This window comes from Streptococcus sp. bf_0095, assembly GCF_004166885.1.
In the GTDB taxonomy this organism is placed as follows: domain Bacteria; phylum Bacillota; class Bacilli; order Lactobacillales; family Streptococcaceae; genus Streptococcus.
Map to the genome: position 1 here is coordinate 317,252 of NZ_RCYU01000001.1, position 17,482 is coordinate 334,733.

Annotated in this window: 13 protein-coding genes; 7 read left to right on the forward strand and 6 right to left on the reverse strand. The window is 41.0% G+C overall.

The window, feature by feature from the left end:
- The first annotated feature begins 187 nt into the window (after positions 1 to 187).
- A complete protein-coding gene (locus EAI95_RS01630) occupies positions 188 to 1,366 on the forward strand; it encodes a pyridoxal phosphate-dependent aminotransferase (RefSeq protein ID WP_129822005.1) in 1,179 nt (392 codons plus the stop codon).
- Positions 1,367 to 1,556: 190 nt separating this feature from the next.
- Here EAI95_RS01630 and EAI95_RS01640 read toward each other — a convergent pair whose 3' ends face one another.
- Positions 1,557 to 2,609, reverse strand: a complete 1,053-nt coding sequence (locus EAI95_RS01640) for a cell surface protein (RefSeq protein WP_129822006.1) — start codon at positions 2,607 to 2,609, stop codon at positions 1,557 to 1,559.
- Between the two features lie 293 nt (positions 2,610 to 2,902).
- On the opposite strand from EAI95_RS01640, the gene asnS reads away from it, so the two are divergent.
- The 4 genes from asnS (at position 2,903) to EAI95_RS01660 (ending at position 9,274) form a co-directional block, all read left to right on the forward strand.
- Positions 2,903 to 4,249: an asparagine--tRNA ligase gene (gene asnS / locus EAI95_RS01645; RefSeq protein ID WP_003007581.1), complete on the forward strand. Its 1,347-nt coding sequence runs from the start codon at positions 2,903 to 2,905 to the stop codon at positions 4,247 to 4,249.
- Between the two features lie 270 nt (positions 4,250 to 4,519).
- A complete protein-coding gene (locus EAI95_RS01650; RefSeq protein ID WP_129822007.1) occupies positions 4,520 to 5,719 on the forward strand; it encodes an MFS transporter in 1,200 nt (399 codons plus the stop codon).
- Positions 5,720 to 5,804: 85 nt separating this feature from the next.
- A complete protein-coding gene (locus EAI95_RS01655) occupies positions 5,805 to 7,541 on the forward strand; it encodes an ABC transporter ATP-binding protein (protein WP_129822008.1) in 1,737 nt (578 codons plus the stop codon).
- Positions 7,538 to 9,274: an ABC transporter ATP-binding protein gene (locus EAI95_RS01660; protein ID WP_129822009.1), complete on the forward strand. Its 1,737-nt coding sequence runs from the start codon at positions 7,538 to 7,540 to the stop codon at positions 9,272 to 9,274. Before EAI95_RS01655 ends, EAI95_RS01660 begins: the two co-directional genes overlap by 4 nt.
- Positions 9,275 to 9,312: 38 nt before the next feature.
- On the opposite strand, the gene EAI95_RS01665 is transcribed toward EAI95_RS01660, so the two are convergent.
- The 3 genes from EAI95_RS01665 to EAI95_RS01675 all read right to left on the reverse strand — a co-directional run bounded on the left by EAI95_RS01665 (position 9,313) and on the right by EAI95_RS01675 (position 13,565).
- Positions 9,313 to 10,467 (reverse strand): MFS transporter, encoded by a 1,155-nt coding sequence (locus EAI95_RS01665; RefSeq protein WP_048716164.1) that lies wholly within the window; start codon positions 10,465 to 10,467, stop codon positions 9,313 to 9,315.
- A 153-nt stretch (positions 10,468 to 10,620) separates the two neighbouring features.
- A complete protein-coding gene (locus EAI95_RS01670; protein WP_048716162.1) occupies positions 10,621 to 11,361 on the reverse strand; it encodes an amino acid ABC transporter ATP-binding protein in 741 nt (246 codons plus the stop codon).
- Complete coding sequence (locus EAI95_RS01675) at positions 11,361 to 13,565, reverse strand: ABC transporter substrate-binding protein/permease (RefSeq protein WP_129822010.1); 2,205 nt, start codon at positions 13,563 to 13,565, stop codon at positions 11,361 to 11,363. The genes EAI95_RS01670 and EAI95_RS01675 overlap by 1 nt, the downstream gene beginning before the upstream one ends.
- 262 nt (positions 13,566 to 13,827) lie before the next feature.
- Here EAI95_RS01675 and EAI95_RS01680 point away from each other — a divergent pair, with 262 nt between their 5' ends.
- Complete coding sequence (locus tag EAI95_RS01680; protein ID WP_048690608.1) at positions 13,828 to 14,775, forward strand: type II CAAX endopeptidase family protein; 948 nt, start codon at positions 13,828 to 13,830, stop codon at positions 14,773 to 14,775.
- 107 nt (positions 14,776 to 14,882) lie between these two features.
- On the opposite strand, the gene EAI95_RS01685 is transcribed toward EAI95_RS01680, so the two are convergent.
- Both EAI95_RS01685 and EAI95_RS01690 read right to left on the reverse strand, forming a co-directional pair.
- Positions 14,883 to 15,956 carry a HAMP domain-containing sensor histidine kinase gene (locus EAI95_RS01685; protein WP_048690610.1) on the reverse strand — a complete coding sequence of 358 codons (1,074 nt, stop codon included), beginning with the start codon at positions 15,954 to 15,956 and terminating at the stop codon, positions 14,883 to 14,885.
- A complete protein-coding gene (locus EAI95_RS01690; protein ID WP_048690612.1) occupies positions 15,941 to 16,612 on the reverse strand; it encodes a response regulator transcription factor in 672 nt (223 codons plus the stop codon). The genes EAI95_RS01685 and EAI95_RS01690 overlap by 16 nt, the downstream gene beginning before the upstream one ends.
- Positions 16,613 to 16,770: 158 nt before the next feature.
- Here EAI95_RS01690 and EAI95_RS01695 point away from each other — a divergent pair, with 158 nt between their 5' ends.
- Positions 16,771 to 17,481, forward strand: coding sequence for an ATP-binding cassette domain-containing protein (locus EAI95_RS01695; protein WP_048690614.1), 711 nt, complete (start codon positions 16,771 to 16,773; stop codon positions 17,479 to 17,481).
- The last annotated feature ends 1 nt before the right edge of the window (position 17,482 follow it).

Consider the following 17,482-nt stretch of genomic DNA (forward strand, 5'->3'; position numbering starts at 1 on the left):
ACTTTAATCTCAAATTATTTCTTTGTCGAATAGTAAGAAGGTGTAAAGTTTCTGGGTAATCCTTAGTAAAATCTTGCTCCAAGTCAGATAGATGGTGTATAATATAGGTATTGTAGCCAGCTTCTGGTAGAATCTTTGTCTAAATTTGTTCGTCTGTAGCTGGTCCCAAATAGAAAGTAGGTAAGGTATGAAAATTTCTGATCGTGTATTAAAGATGGAAGAAAGTGTCACCCTAGCAAGTGATGCCAAAGCAAAAAAACTAAAGGCAGAAGGAAAAGATATCCTCTTTCTAACCTTGGGGCAGCCTGATTTTCACACTCCTGAGAATATTCAAGATGCTGCAGTTCAAGCTATTCGGGATGGGCGGGCTTCTTTTTATACGGTTGCTTCTGGTTTACCTGCATTAAAGGCTGCCGTCAATACCTATTTTGAACGATACTATGGATATTCCGTTTCACCAAATCAAGTCACCTTTGCGACTGGAGCGAAGTTTTCGCTTTATACCTTCTTTATGGCTGTGGTTAATCCCGGCGATGAGGTCATCATTCCAACACCATACTGGGTCAGCTATGGAGACCAAGTCTTGATGGCAGAAGGGGTTCCCGTCTATGTTAAAGGACACCAAGCCAATGATTTTAAGGTATCCGTTGAGCAATTGGAAGAAGCTCGTACAGAAAAGACCAAGGTCTTGGTCTTAAACTCTCCTTCTAATCCGACGGGGATGATTTATAGCAAGGACGAACTCCTAGCCATTGGAAATTGGGCTGTCGAACATGACATTATTATCTTAGCGGATGATATCTATGGTCGCCTAGTCTATAACGGCAATGAGTTTGTTCCAATTTCAAGCTTATCCGAAGCCATCCGCAAACAAACGGTTGTCATTAACGGTGTTTCAAAAGCCTATGCTATGACAGGTTGGCGGGTTGGTTATGCGGTGGGTGACCCAGAAATCATTGCAGCCATGAGTAAGCTAACCGGTCAGACAACTTCCAATCTGACAGCTGTTTCTCAGTATGCTACGATTGAAGCCTTGACAGGTCCACAAGACTCAGTAGAGGTGATGCGTCAAGCCTTTGAGGAGCGCTTGAACACCATTTATCCTCTTTTGTGCGAAGTTCCAGGTTTTGATGTGATCAAGCCACAGGGAGCTTTCTATCTCTTCCCAAATGTCAAAAAAGCCATGGAGATGAAAGGTTATACGGATGTGACAGAGTTTGCAACTGCCATCCTGGAAGAAGTGGGAGTTGCCCTCATCACAGGTGCTGGATTTGGAGCTCCAGAGAATGTCCGTCTTAGCTATGCGACTGACTTGGAGACCCTGAAGGAAGCTGTTCGCCGCTTGCATCAATTTATGGAAAATTAAAAAGAGGCTGGGACAAAAGTCCTAGCCTCTCAATTATCTTTGGATTATCGAGCAAGACGCAGTGGTTGAGTGGGCTCTACTACGCTGATTTCATCAGCTTTTACAGCCCTACTCAACTGTGCGGAGGTGGGACGACGAAATCGAATTCTAACGAATTACCGATTTCTGTCCCACTCTCTTTTCTTTAGAATTATAAGAAATCGACAGAAAGAATAGTGTTCCCTTTTTTCACAGGAACACGGGTCTTAGCCCCATTGTTTCCTTTTGGGAGGCGGAATTTTTTCACTTCTGGACTAGATGGTTTTGCTTGAGTCTTCTTGCTAACAGGTACGCGGGTTTTTACAACATTATTTCCTTTTGGAAGACGAAGTTTCTGAACAGGTTTTACTGGAGTAGAAGGAGTCACAGGTTTCTCAACAACTGGGCTTGTCACTTCTTTATAGAAATAGGTTACAGTAACTAGGTTAGAAACATGGAGTTTATGGGAGGTTAGTTCCCCTTTGTCAGCTGATTGGAAGGTATAGGTTTTTCCATTAGCTTGGATCTGAGCGGGTGCTGTTGGTAGACCAGCTTCATAAGCCAAATCGAGACTACGCTCGACGCTATTTTCTTGAGAAGGCGCAATTTCTTGTCCCTTATCGTCTACAAAACGAGCACGTTTTACAACTTCCGGATTCAAATCGATATCGTCATAGAGATGAATGACTTCAATGACGGGCGCGGTAGCAGTTCCTTTTTCAGGAGCGCTCTTGTAATGGAATCCATCTTTAATATCAAGCTCAGAATATCTCACTCGATACCATGTTTTTCCATTTTCGTCTGTAACGGTTGCTGGTCCATTTCCAGAAACGTCATATTCGGTGAAAGCATGGGCTTCAACTGTCTTGTAGATGACATCTGTAGAAGATGCAATTGGAGAAAAGTCTGGTTTCAGAGTCCGACGACGATGGATGACACGAATTTCGGAGATTCGTGGATCTTCTGGAGTTTCAGCAGGAGCTGGGGTTGATTCCTCAACTGTTGGGGTTATTGTTTCTTCGCTAGGAAGTGGGGCTGTTGCTTCGTTTGTAGTTGTTGCGCCTGAAGTCTCTGAAGTTGCTGAAACAGGAGCAAGCCTATCTTGTCGTTCAGTGATAGGAGCAGTGACAGGGCCTGTCTGCTCATCCGCAAATGTGGTTGTCGCAAGACTGAGGGCTAAAACAGCTGCACACAATCCCGTAGTGAGTTGAATTTTCTTTTTCATATTTTCCTCCTTATACATACTGTTAGTATAACTTGTAAGCGTTTGACTTGTCAAAAACGACTGCTAGAAAGACCTAAAAAGATAGGATTTTCCTTTGAAAAATCAAAATATAGGATAAAATATTTAAATCGGTTCAAGAATTTGAAAAAGTTGATTGACTTTTCTTAAAAAAAGTCAGCTTTCGTTAAAAAAGACGGATTTTTAGCTTGTGAGAGATAGCTATCAGCTATTATTTGTGGTAAAATGAAAGGTAAGCATGTCTTCGGACAAGTACAATGAGAAAAGGAAGATCTATTATGACAAAACGGATTACTATCATCGAAGTAAAAGACTATGTTGGTCAAGAAGTGACCATCGGTGCTTGGGTGGCCAACAAATCAGGTAAAGGAAAAATTGCTTTCTTGCAATTGCGTGACGGGACTGCCTTTTTCCAAGGTGTAGCTTTTAAACCAAACTTTATCGAAAAATTCGGCGAAGAAGTGGGGCTTGAAAAATTTGACACCATCAAACGCTTGAGCCAAGAAACATCAGTGTTTGTGACTGGGATTGTCAAAGAAGACGAGCGTTCTAAATTTGGTTACGAATTGGATATTACAGACATCGAAGTTATCGGTGAATCGCAAGATTATCCAATCACTCCTAAAGAACATGGGACAGACTTCTTGATGGACAACCGCCACTTGTGGTTGCGTTCACGCAAACAAGTTGCCGTTATGCAAATCCGTAATGCCATTATCTATGCAACTTATGAGTTCTTTGATAAGAATGGCTTCATGAAGTTTGATAGTCCCATTCTTTCAGGAAATGCGGCGGAAGATTCAACAGAACTGTTTGAAACAGACTACTTCGGTACACCAGCTTACTTGAGCCAATCAGGTCAGCTTTACCTGGAAGCTGGTGCTATGGCCCTTGGTCGCGTCTTTGACTTTGGTCCAGTATTCCGTGCTGAAAAATCAAAAACTCGTCGTCACTTGACTGAGTTCTGGATGATGGATGCTGAGTACTCATACTTGACACACGATGAGTCACTTGACTTGCAAGAAGCTTATGTCAAAGCTCTTCTACAAGGTGTTTTGGATCGTGCTCCTCAAGCCTTGGAAACATTGGAGCGTGATACTGAGCTCTTGAAACGCTACATTGCAGAGCCATTCAAACGGATCACTTATGATGAAGCGATTGATCTCTTGCAAGAGCATGAAAACGATGAAGATGCAGATTACGAGCATTTGGAACATGGTGATGACTTCGGCTCGCCACATGAAACTTGGATTTCAAACCACTTTGGTGTGCCAACATTTGTCATGAACTACCCAGCAGCTATCAAGGCCTTCTACATGAAACCAGTTCCTGGAAATCCAGAGCGCGTGCTTTGTGCAGACTTGCTTGCTCCAGAAGGCTATGGAGAAATCATCGGTGGCTCTATGCGTGAGGAAGACTACGATGCCCTTGTTGCAAAAATGGATGAACTTGGCATGGATCGTACAGAGTATGAATTCTACCTTGATCTTCGTAAATACGGTACAGTCCCACACGGTGGCTTTGGTATCGGTATCGAGCGTATGGTAACCTTCGCGGCTGGTACAAAACACATTCGTGAAGCCATTCCATTCCCACGTATGTTGCACCGTATCAAACCTTAATAGCCATAAAAACGCCGTCTGGCGTTTTTATACTCTTCGAAAATCAAATTCAAACTACGTCAGCTTCACCTTGCCGTATATATGTTACTGACTTCGTCAGTTCTATCCACAACCTCAAAACAGTGTTTTGAGCAGCCTGCAGCTAGCTTCCTAGTTTGCTCTTTGATTTTCATTGAGTATTACTTTAAATGAATGAGGTGGAGAAAATGTAGGCAAATCTAAGTAAGTCTTTTAGAAACAGTCATACTACATATGGAAAGAGAGAAAACAATGTTTAAAAGAACTTACAAAGGCAATATTCCACTCTTAGCAGGTCTGGAATTCACTTCTTATTTTGGGATTACCAGTTTTTGGATTTTATTTTTTATCCAAAATGGTCTATCCTTGCTTCAAATCGGTTTACTAGAAAGTATCTTTCATGGGACCAGTCTCTTGTGTGAAATCCCATCTGGTATGTTGGCCGATCGATTTAGCTACAAGACCAATCTCTATTTGGCTCGCTTGGCCAGTATTGTGTCCTCTATCTTGATTTTGTTTGGTCAGGGGAATTTTTGGATTTATGCGATTGCCATGATGGTTAATGCTTGGTCCTACAATTTTGACTCGGGGACCAGTACCGCTTTCTTATATGATTCGGCGGTTGAAGCGGGTCAAAAGGACCGATATCTTCAGATTTCTAGCTTTTTGTCCGGTGTGGCAGAAGTCACCCGAACCTTAGGTACAGTTGTGGCAGGCTTCTTTATTCACGGAGCATTGGCTTGGACCTATCTGATTGCTATTGGCCTTTCATTGCTATCCATTCTCTTGATTTTTCTAATGAAAGAGCCAGAGAGCAAGAGTGGTGAAAGAAATCACTTGACCATAAAGCGTATATTGGTGGTAGTGAAACAAGAGTGGCAGGAAAAACCAGTCTTGTTTTACTGGATGTTCACCTATCAGCTGGTAGGAACCATCATGTGTATGTTTTATTTTTACTACCAACAGAAAATCAGTGACCTAGTCAGTTGGCAAGTTTCACTCATCATGTTGATTGGTAGTGGATTCAATCTTCTAGCGGTTTATCTAGCTAGTCAAATTGGGAAGAAATGGAATAGCAATCAAGTCTTTCCAATTCTGGTTGCACTGACAGGTTTGTCCTTGCTTTTGGTAGGCTTGAAGACTCCATTCGCCTATCTGAGTGTCTATCTCTTGACCAATGCCCTTTATGCAGTGTATCAACCCATTTACTACAATGATTTACAAGCTTATTTGCCTTCTAGTGTACGAGCAACCATGCTGAGTATCAATTCGATGATGTTTAGTTTGTCTATGATTGTGATCTTCCCACTGACTGGTTGGTTGATTGATACTTGTGGATTTGTAGCTGTTTTCCTTGTGCTAGGCCTGATAACACTTTTTTCTTACCCTCTCTTACTGATTGGATTAGGGAAAATGGGCAAGCTATTAAATAAGGGGACAAAGATGAAATAATATTCCTGACGTACATTGGGTCGTATTTCTCTCTTTCTAAATTGTGGTAAAATAAGTACATCCATTAGAAAGAGAAACTAGTAGTATGAAAGACTTATTGAAATACTTCAGGAATTATAAAAAAGAAACCATACTGGGACCGTTTTTCAAGTTGTTAGAAGCAAGCTTTGAATTACTGGTTCCACTTTTAATTGCCCATCTGGTCGATCAGCTCATCCCCCGTCAGGATCAAGGGGGGATATTTGGACTGGTTGGACTCTTATTTGTTTTTGCTGGTTTTGGGGTTCTTGTAGCGATAACGGCTCAATATTTTTCTTCGAAGGCAGCGGTAGGCTATACCAAGGAATTGACCAATGACCTATATGAGAAGATTCTCAGCTTGTCTAAGGAGCAAAGAGACCGTTTAACCACTTCAAGTCTCGTGACGCGCTTAACCAGTGATACCTATCAGATTCAAACGGGGATTAATCTATTTTTACGTCTATTTCTCCGAGCGCCAATTGTCGTTTTCGGATCTATTTTTATGGCCTTCACCATTAGTCCGCAACTGACCCTGTGGTTTATTGGTATGGTTGCTCTCTTAACCCTCATCATTGTCCTTATGTCTCGTCTGGTCAATCCTCTTTATGCGCGCATCAGGAAAATTACGGACCGAATGGTTACCATTACGCGTCAGCAGTTACAAGGGATGAGGGTTATCCGTGCCTTTGGGCAGGCAGCTCACGAAGAAGAAGAGTTTAATGAGGTCAACCAAGACTATACGAAGTGGCAATTAGTGGTCTCTAAATGGTCTAGTTTAATCAGTCCCTTGACTTTCCTCGTCGTGAATGGAACCTTGATCTGTATTCTTTGGCAAGGGCAAGCCTCTATTCAAATGGGGACCCTCAGTCAAGGAATGATGGTCGCTTTGGTCAATTACCTGCTTCAAATCTTAACAGAATTATTGAAGTTAGCCATGTTGGTGACCTCGCTCAATCAAAGCTATATTGCTGCTGGTCGGATTGTCCAGGTATTTGATGAGAAAAGTGAAGAGCTGGATCAAGAGTTGGATGATGTATCTGTTTCTGACCCTCAGCTGGCTCTTCAGATCCAAGACCTTGTCTTTACCTATCCTTTAGCCGCAAAACCATCCTTAGAAGGGATTCACTTATCCATAAACAAGGGCCAAACTTTGGGAATCATAGGAGGGACAGGTGCTGGTAAATCTACTTTGGTTCAATTGTTAGGTCATCTGTATGAAGCAAGTAAAGGAAGTCTAACGATTTTTAAAGATGGAGAAAATCCAAAGACTCTTAGTCAATGGCGTGACTGGGTAGCAGTAGTTCCTCAAAAGGCAGAGCTCTTTAAAGGGAGTATTCGTTCCAATCTAATGCTGGGATTAAATGAGGAAGCGAATGAAGAGCAGTTGTGGTGGGCCTTGGGAGTTGCGCAAGCAGCTGATTTCGTCCGTGAGAAAGTGGGAGGACTAGAGGCTCCCGTAGAAGCTTTTGGACGGAATTTTTCCGGTGGTCAGCGTCAACGTTTGACCATAGCACGTGCTGTCCTTCGCCAAGCGCCATTTTTGGTGCTGGATGATTCTACATCAGCCTTGGATTATTTGACAGAAGCACGACTTTTACAGGCTCTGAAAGAGGAATTGACGGAGACAAGCATCATTCTCATCTCGCAGCGGACCAATAGTCTGCGAAGTGCTGAGCAAATTCTCGTCTTAGATAAAGGTCGTCAAGTCGGCCTAGGAAGTCATGAAGACTTGGTGGCAACCAATCCTTTATACCAAGAGATTCATTTCTCCCAACAGAAGAGAGAGGAGGGAGCAGAATGAAACAGAAGACTTATTTACGGCGCTTGCTTGCTGATATAGCCAAGCAGCCCATCTGGCTAATCTTAGCCAGTCTGGGAACCATCATGCAAGTCTTGTTAACCGTCTATATCCCTATCCTGATCGGGCGGGCAATAGACTTAGTGGTGCTACCTGATGCAGCACACTTCTTGCTCCCACTTATCCTGCAAATGGGTCTAGTGATTCTCTTTGCAACCTTGATTCAATGGTTGAATCCCTTAATCTACAATCAGATGATCTATCGCTACAGTAAGGATTTAAGGGAGAAGGTCATTCAGAAAGTGCATGTCCTTCCTTTATCTTACCTGGATCGTCAAGGTACTGGGGATTTGGTCAGTCGCTTGACCACGGACGTTGAACAACTGAACAATGGTTTATTCATGGTCTTCAGTCAGTTCTTTGTTGGTCTTCTTACGATTCTAGTGACTCTAGCTAGTATGGCCCGATTGGATTGGATAATGATGTGCATGGTATTGATCCTGACTCCTTTATCTCTCTTTATCGCTCGTTTTATTGCCAAGCGTTCTTACCATCTCTTCAGGATGCAGACCCAGGCGCGTGGGGCTCAGACGCAGATGATTGAAGAATCTCTTAGTCAAGAAAGCTTGCTTCAAGCCTTCAATGCTCAGGATGCATTTCATAGGAAGTTTATTGAGATCAATGGCGACTATGCTGCTTACTCTCAAGAAGCGATTTTTTACTCCTCCACTGTTAATCCTGCGACGCGCTTTGTCAATGCCCTAATCTATGCGCTTGTGACGGGATTTGGTGCCTTCCGTATCCTATCTGGAACGAGCTTTACTGTTGGTCAGTTGGTAACCTTTCTCAACTATGTCAATCAGTATACTAAACCCTTCAATGACATCTCCTCTGTCCTTGCTGAACTGCAGAGCGCCTTAGCTTGTGCAGAGCGCCTCTATAGTATCCTAGACCAAGAGGAAGTGAAAGAAAGTGGTAAGAGAGACTTGCAAGAAGACGCTGTCAAAGGGGCAGTCCAATTCGATCATGTCAGCTTTGGTTATCGCCCTGATCAAACCCTCATAAAGGATCTCTCCATTTCCATCCCGCCGGCTAGTAAGGTAGCCATTGTTGGTCCAACTGGAGCTGGGAAATCTACATTGATTAACCTTCTCATGCGATTCTATGATGTGGATCAGGGGCAGTTGCGCTTAGATCATGAAGCTGTAGATAGCTATAGTCTAGCAAGCTACCGCAAGCAGTTTGGGATGGTGCTCCAAGAGACTTGGCTCAAAGTTGGAACGGTTCATGAGAATATCGCCTTTGGTCGACCTGATGCAAGTCGGGAAGAAGTGGTCCAAGCAGCAAAAGCTGCCAATGCTGATTTCTTTATTCAACAGCTTCCAGATGGCTATGATACCTATCTAGCCGATGCTGGAGACTCCCTCTCTCAAGGACAAAGACAGCTTCTGACTATTGCTCGGGTCTTTCTTGCAGTACCTAAGATCCTGATCCTAGATGAGGCGACCTCTTCCATCGACACGCGGACAGAGTTGCTTATTCAAGATGCCTTTCATAAGTTAATGGTGGGTCGGACCAGCTTTGTGATTGCCCATCGCCTGTCTACAATTGAAAATGCGGATCTCATCCTAGTCATGGTAGATGGAAATATCGTTGAACATGGGAATCATACGGAGTTGATGGCTCAAAGAGGTGTTTATTACAAAATGCAAACTGCCCAACTTTCTAGTAATTAAGACAGTAAAAGACTGGATCTTTGTCCAGTCTTTTGTGTTTAATCCTGCTGATCTTTTAAAAGATAGAGAAGAGAGAAGGCCAAGAGAGCCATAGCAAAACCTAATACGGTAAAGATGAAAGCGTTGCTGTCTGAGATGAGACCGATGGTATTGAGAGCGAAAGGTGTAATGGCCGCTCCAAAGCTACAGCCCAAGACGGCTACAGAGGTCACTTGGTTTAATCGTTTCGCAGGAATTTTGGCTGACAAGATTTGGAAAACCATGGTGAGAGCAGTGCTATACGTATAGCCGGAGAAGAGGGCGGATAGAGCAAGAAGAGGGATACTTGGAGAAAGGGCTACAGCCATCATGGAGAATCCGTAAGCAATCCCGGCATAAGTGATCAATTTGCTCTTGAACAAATGTACAAGGCCAGAGAAGGTGAGACCAGCTAGAATTCCGATTAATTGCATAGCACTTAGAATGAAGCTGGCTGAATTATGCTGATCCTTGAACGTGTAGGCGACAATACTTGGAATGCGAAGAGTTACTCCGACGTTGCAAAGGACAATCATTGCGGCTACAATGGCCAAAATAATAGTTAACTTCCATTCTTCTTTTTGGAGTGGTTCTTTCTGATTGGCTTGTGTATGCTGACTTTCTTCTTGCTGGTGGTAAGGGACAAAGGTCATGAAGAGAAAGAGAACGATTAAGCCGGCCCCGTAGGCTAGGAAGCTAGAAGTCCAGCCGAATTGGAGGAGGAAGCCGACTAATAAAGTGACGAGGGCTGTCCCTACGACCTCGGCAGAACCACGAAATCCAAGAGTTTGGACTCGTTCACGTCCATGATAGCGTTCGCTGATAATTGAAATAGCCTTAGCATTGATCAAACCGACACCCATTCCAAAGATGAAACGAGAGATGAAGAGGATAGGATAAGCTTGGTTAATGAAAGGGACCATTCCGAAGATTGAGAGGATTAACAGACCAGTGATAATCATCTTTCTCTCATCCAAGAAGCGTTCGATAAAGGTGTTGAGAAAGAGGGTGAGCATAATCCCAGCGGATGGAAGGGATACCAAGAGTTCGATCTGACTTTTAGGGAGATCCTTATAGTATTCAAACATATAGGGAAGTGCGCTAGAAATCGAAAAAGACGTTGTTAATACAAGAGATAAAGAAAGGATACTAACCTTTTCTAATAATTTTTTCATAATCATCCTTCAGTCACATATTTGGTCAAAAGACACTCTACTATGGTATAGTTTTTTGCTTCATTTAGCAAGTTATTTAAATGAAATTTCTTAATATTTTTATAATTAAGAGAAGAAAAAAACTGGAGGTTTAACTCCAGTTTTTTATTTCTATTAGACGTTTAAGACTTTATCCAAGAATTCTTTCAATCGTGGGTGTTGTGGGTTGTCGAATATTTGGTCTGGTTTGCCATCTTCGAGGAATTCCCCATCAGCGGTAAAGATGACACGATTGGCTACTTGGCGAGCAAATCCCATCTCGTGGGTAACGATAATCATGGTCATGCCTTGTTTAGCCAAGTCCTTCATAACGTTTAGTACATCTCCGACCATCTCAGGGTCAAGAGCAGAAGTCGGTTCGTCAAAGAGCATGACGTCTGGCTTCATAGCGAGACCACGCGCAATGGCTACCCGCTGTTTCTGACCACCTGACAAGCTATCAGGAGAGACATCAGCTTTGTCAGCCAGTCCCACCTTTTCCAAAAGTTCCATCGCTAGTTCTCTAGCTTCTTCACGATTCATGCGTTTGTGCTCTAAAGGAGCAAACATGATGTTTTCGATAACACTCATATGAGGGAAGAGGTTGAAGTGCTGGAAGACCATCCCAACATTTTCACGGACGATATCAATGTTGGTTTTTGGATCAGTAAGATCATAGCCGTTCACGGTAATCTGTCCCTTGGTTACTTCTTCGAGAAGATTGAGACTGCGTAGGAAGGTGGATTTACCAGAACCAGATGGTCCGATGATACAAACCACATCTCCTTCGTAGAATTTTGTTGAGATGCCTTTTAGGACCTCATTTTCACCGTAATATTTATGGAGGTCATGGACATCAATTTTTAATTTAGCCATTAGTTAGCCCTCTTTTCTAATTGTTTTGCAAAGCGTGTCAATAAGGTAATGATGACGAGGTAGAAGACGGCAAGGATCGCATACATCTTGAAACTTTGGTAGTTTCGAGCGATGATAATCTTACCAGTCTGGAAGAGCTCGACCAAACCGATCGCAGACACGATAGTCGTATCTTTCAGTGCAATAACGAATTGGTTGACGAAGTTTGGAAGCATCAGTTTAGTTGCTTGAGGCAAGATAATCTTGCGCATGGTCTTGCTATAAGAAATCCCGAGGCTTCGACTGGCTTCCATCTGTCCGGCAGGTACGGCTTGAATCCCACCACGAACAATCTCAGCGATATAAGCAGCAGCATTGAGGGAGAGAGCGATGGTACCTGCAAGGAAGTCATTGATTGGGGATTGGTGACCCGTCATGGACTCGATCAAATTGGGAATTCCCCAGAAGATGAAGGCAGCAAGGATCATCAGTGGGATACCACGGATGACATCGACGAAGATCTCAGCTGTCCAACGAAGCCATTTATAAGGACTCACACTGAACATTCCAAAGATGATCCCAATCACCATAGCAATCGCAAATGATAGAAGTGCTAGTGCAATAGTGACCCCAAGTCCACTTAACAATTGTTTGTAGTTGTTTTGGAGCAAGCCCCAGATAGTCGTTTCATCTACTGAAGTAGATTCAGTTGTTTCTTCGCTATCGCTTGAAAGGTATTTATCCAAGATCTTTTGGTATTCGCCACTTTCTTTTAAGTTGGCCAAACCGTTGTTAAACATTTCAATCAATTCAGGGTTTGAATCTTTTTGAACAGCAAAGGCAATCTGACCACTTGGAGTACCTTCGATAGGTGTTTTGAATTTACGTCCTTGTTTAATGGCGTATTTGATAACAGGTTCGTCATCCATGATGGCAGCTACAGAACCTGAGTTCAAACTGTCATACATAGAAGCCCCATCTGAGAAGGTTTTGATTTTATAGCCATACTTGCTCTTGTTTTCCTCGAGGAAAGTTTGAGAAGCAGTACCATTTTTGACACCAACTGTTTTTCCTTTTAGATCTTCGTAGGAAGAAATCTTACTACTTTCTTGAACTGCTAGGATCGAATTCGTTGTGTAGTATGGGTCAGAGAAGTCAAAAGTTGCCTTACGAGCATCTGTTACAGTCATGCCTGCAATCATTCCGTCCGCATTTCCATTCTGAACATCACTGACGGCGGCATCAAAACCAGGGTTGCTAATTTCTAGAGTAAAGCCTTGGTCTTTGGCAATGGCCTTAATTAATTCCATATCAATCCCAGTGTATTTGCTTTGATCATTTTGGAAGACGAAGGGAGCAAAAGAGGAATCACTAGAAATTTTGTATTTTTTCTTCTTAGGAGTCGCCTTTTGGCCAGCTTTTGTGCTCGTTTCAGGAACAGCAGAAGTGCTGGCGGTAGTCGTTGTTGAAGATGATGATTGGCTGCTACCAGTCCATTTTTCAATAATTTGGTCTAGTGTACCATCTTTCTTCATTTGAGCAAGGGCAGTATTGAATTGTTTAATAAGGTTTTCATGGGACCCATCTTTTTTGACTCCAAAAGCAAAGCTTCCAACAGCTTCTCCTTCCATATTAATAGAAAGATCTTGGCCTTGCTTAATGGCATATTCTATAACAGGTTGGTCGTCCATAATGGCATCCACTGCACCGGTTGATAAACTATTGTTCATCAAATCACTGGTATCGAATGTCTTGATCGTATAACCGTACTGATCTTTGTTCTTCTGAAGGAAGCGTTGAGCAGCTGTTCCGTTTTTGACTCCGACCGTTTTTCCTTTGAGCTGGTCATAGGAAGTGATTTTGTTAGCTTTCTTAGTCGCAATCACGACTTTTGTATCATAGTAGGTATCAGACATCGCAAAGACTTGCTCACGTTCCTTGGTCTTGGTCATCCCTGCCATAATGGCATCGGCTTGACCAGCTTGAACTGCATTGACCGCTGCATCAAAGCCTGGGAACGATTTTTCTAAGGTCCATCCGTTAATTTCAGCGACCTTATCCAAGATTTCAACATCAATTCCTTTATAAACTTGGTCTGAGTCTTTGAATTCGAAGGGCGCATATGCCGTATCGAAAACGACTTTTACAGTTTCAGCCTGTGCTTGACTCGCAAAGGCGAATAGTGGAAATAAGAAAAGCAAACATGCTACTAGTTTTTTCTTCATTTCGTTCTCCTTTATATCAAATCCAGTTGTCTCGAGAAGAGCAATGGAAGGGATACCCAAAAGGGCTCAAAAAAATAAAGAATTCATACTGAAAACAAGTATGAATTTCATCATTTATTAGTTACGAGGATTATCATACCATAAATGAAACCTAAAATCAAGAATTTTAACCAATCCATGTTATGTTTTCTGACATCATTAAATATTGCAGTCTCTGATTTTCTTTGCTACAATGAAACTATAAGATAAAAGGAGGAAGATAATGAAGAAAGGTAACATTTTTCAAGATATAAAAACTGACACCTCATGGTCAGTACTTGTTTCTACACTATTCTATGTGTTCTTAACTTTCCTATTTGTTGAAGGTGGGCTTTGGCTTGGGAGTGAGTTTGTAGGACCATTTTCTCTAGTCATAGAGTTTTTAACGGAGCTCTTTTCACCAGGAAATGGAGGCGCAAGTGTTCAAGAGTTCTTCTACCATTATTTTCTCTATTATGAGCTTTTCAGTTTTGTATTCATTCTCATCCTCTTTATTTTTTGGGTGAAGTTCATTGAGAAGAATCCCTTATCGACGTTAGGTTTTGTAAAAAGGAATTGGCTTAAGTATCTATGTTGGGGGATCTTGCTTTCCCTTCTTCAAATGGGAGTCATTGCACTTGTCTACCAGGTAGGTGGAATCGGGACTTTTGAGCTAAATGAATTAAGTTTAGAACCCATCCTCTTTATTCTCGGTTTATTTCCATTTTGGCTCCTTCAAGGAGGGACTGAAGAAGTAGCGACGCGGGGTTGGCTCCTCACTCGGATTGCAGCAAGAGCTAATCTACCATTAGCGATCGCAATTTCTAGTAGTCTCTTTGGCTTTCTTCATCTGGGAAATTCAGGAGTGACCTTCTTATCCGTCCTGAATATTGTCCTTGATGGGGTGCTAGCTGGTCTGCTCCTTGTCTACACCGATAGTATCTGGCTAGTGGTCGCTCAACACGGTACTTGGAACTATGTACAAGGAAATCTCCTTGGTTTTCAAGTCAGTGGGACGGGCGCAGATGCGTCTATCTTTAGCTTTACCATGGGATCAGGACCTGACTGGCTAACTGGAGGAGCATTTGGTGCAGAAGGATCGATCATCACCACTTTGGTTCTTCTATTATCCGTCGTGATTGTTTACCGCTTAGGTGAAAGAAGAGAAAAAGTTGTTAATGAACAAGTGTGAAATGGCTGATAGGAAATAAAAATAAAAACGAAGACTGGCAAAAGTGCCGGTCTTTTTTATCAATTATATAAAACAAGCCGAACACCTAATGATGAGTTCGGCTTGTTTTATATAATGGGAATAATTAGCTTGACTTGGGCACCATTATGAATATTTTCTAAATGCATCGTTCCATTATGAAGTTTCATGACGCGTTTTACGAAAGATAAACCAAGTCCATAGTGACTTTCTTGAGAAAGTGTTCTTGCTTGGTCCTCTTTATAGAAAAGATTTCCAGCATGTTGTAAAACATTTTTTGAAAATCTAGATTGATTATTCCATATAGTTAGAACTAATCGATTATTTTCTTGTGACATTGTTAGCTGTATCTTTGCATCATTATCTTTTTGATGTTGTATTGCATTATTAATAATATTTGTGATTGCTCGAAAAAACAAATTGGAATGAATGGCAATTTGTGTTGATGGAGTTACTGTATTTGAAAAAACAAATTGTGTATTTCTCGGGAGTAACGGAGTGATCTGTTCCTTCAATTGATGAGTTACTTGTTGAATTGATATGTTTTCAAGTTGAATATCATGGTCATAAAAAGTTTTGGAGTATTGGATGAAGTGGTTAAAATAATCATTTAATTGAATACTTGCTTGCTCCAGATCTTTTAGACATTCCATTGCTTGAGGTGTTTGCTCGGTGGATTGTAAGAATTCGGCATTTCCTCTGATGACAGTTAGAGGGCTACGAAGATCATGTGCAGCGCTAGATACTTGAAACATGAGTTCTTTTTTTTGATCTTTTTCATTTTGAATTCTATTTTTTATTTCAGATTGCATTTTTTCGATCAGATCGTTTGTTTCAATGAATTCTTTAATCTGCAAATGGTGATGTTCATTTTTGGTGAAATATAGACCACTATGATAAACCATGTTCAATTCTGTTTGAATCTTGGTTAATAATTGTTTAATATTTATTACAATGATAAAAATTAAAATGATGCAAAGATAAATCCAAGAACTGACGCTAAAAAATAAAGCAAAGTGATTGGCATTTTTCTCATTAATTCCAGATACAGAAGATAGAAGAGCTGGAACTATGTAAAAAAGTATCAGACATAGAAGAAATTGCCAAATGATTTTAAGGTAAGTACGCTTAATGAGTTGCTTGATTGTCAATTCTTTTTCCATTTGTATCCTCCTCCCCATATTGTTTTGATGGGGTCAATTTGATGGATCTTAAATTTTTGTCTGATTTGATAGATGTATTCAGTAATGGATCGTAGTTGTGCATCAGAGTCTACAGGATAGAGGTAATTGTAAAGTTCTTCTATGCTAAATATTCGGTTCTCATTTTTTGCTAAAAGATAAAGTAAATCAAACTCTCGCTTAGTTAATGAAATTCTCTTTGATTGATAATAAACTTCTTGACTATCTCGATAAAAAGCTATATTTGAATCCATCTCTTCTTTAGAGGCGTTGTGAGATCTTTCTTCTCTACGAAGGTGCATTTGAATTCTTGCAATCAATTCTTTAATGCTGAATGGTTTTGTGATGTAATCATCGGCTCCGGCTTGTATTCCTTTTAGTAAATCTTCTTCAAAATCTTTAGCGGTTAGAAATAGAATTGGAGTAGTAATTTGTGAACGAATGGAACGACAGATTTCTAAACCAGAAATAGGCATCATGACATCAAGTAGAATTAGATCGAATCCAGTAAAGTCGCAGATATTGATCTCCTCTATATATTTACGAGTTTCCACGTGAAAGTTATTCGCTTTTAATGCATTCGCTATTAATCGTAAGATTTTTTCATCATCGTCAATGGCTAAAATTTTATACTTCATAGTCCCTCCAATTGTATGAGCATATTATAGCAAATATAAAATGCAATTTGTTAGAAATGAAGAAAATAATTATTCTGATAATTTCCTGATTTTCTCCTGTTATACTTGCTCCAAGTGAAGGTGGAATTTCACTAAAAGTCAGAAGGGAAAAAGAATGAATGATAACAATTCAAAAGCTACATAAGGAATATAATAATAAAATTGTCCTTCAAAACGTGTCTTTCAAAGCCAAAAAAGGTGAGATTACTGGATTGATTGGACCGAATGGATCCGGAAAATCAACTTTAATCAGAATTTTACTTGGTTTAGAAAATAGTCAAACGGGGATAGCGTTGATCAATGGCAAAAAATACTCTCAATTGGGAGATAATCCTTTTGGTATTGTTGGATCATTCCTAGATAGTTGCCAACCTTATCCAACTAGAACAGGATTTCAGCATCTTCGGTGGATTGGCTTGGCTTGTGGCGTTGACAAAAATAGGTGCAATGAATGTTTAGAGTTGGTGGGGTTAAGTGAAGCTAAAAATAAAAAAGTAAAAGACTATTCATTAGGAATGAAGCAACGTCTTGGGTTAGCAACAGCATTATTAGCAAATCCTGATATCTTAATTTTAGATGAACCAATCAATGGACTAGATCCAGAGGGTATACGCTGGGTACGCAATTTTTTGCAGTCTTTTGTCAATGAAGGTAAAACTGTCTTAATGACAAGTCATTATATGAGTGAGTTAGAATTAACTGTAGATCATCTAGTTGGTATTTCTAATGGGAAAATTGTTATTGATGCTCCTACAAAAGATATTTTGAAACAGTTTGGATCTTTTGAGGAAGCATATTTTAAGGCGCTCGAAGGGAAAGAAGGTGAATAAT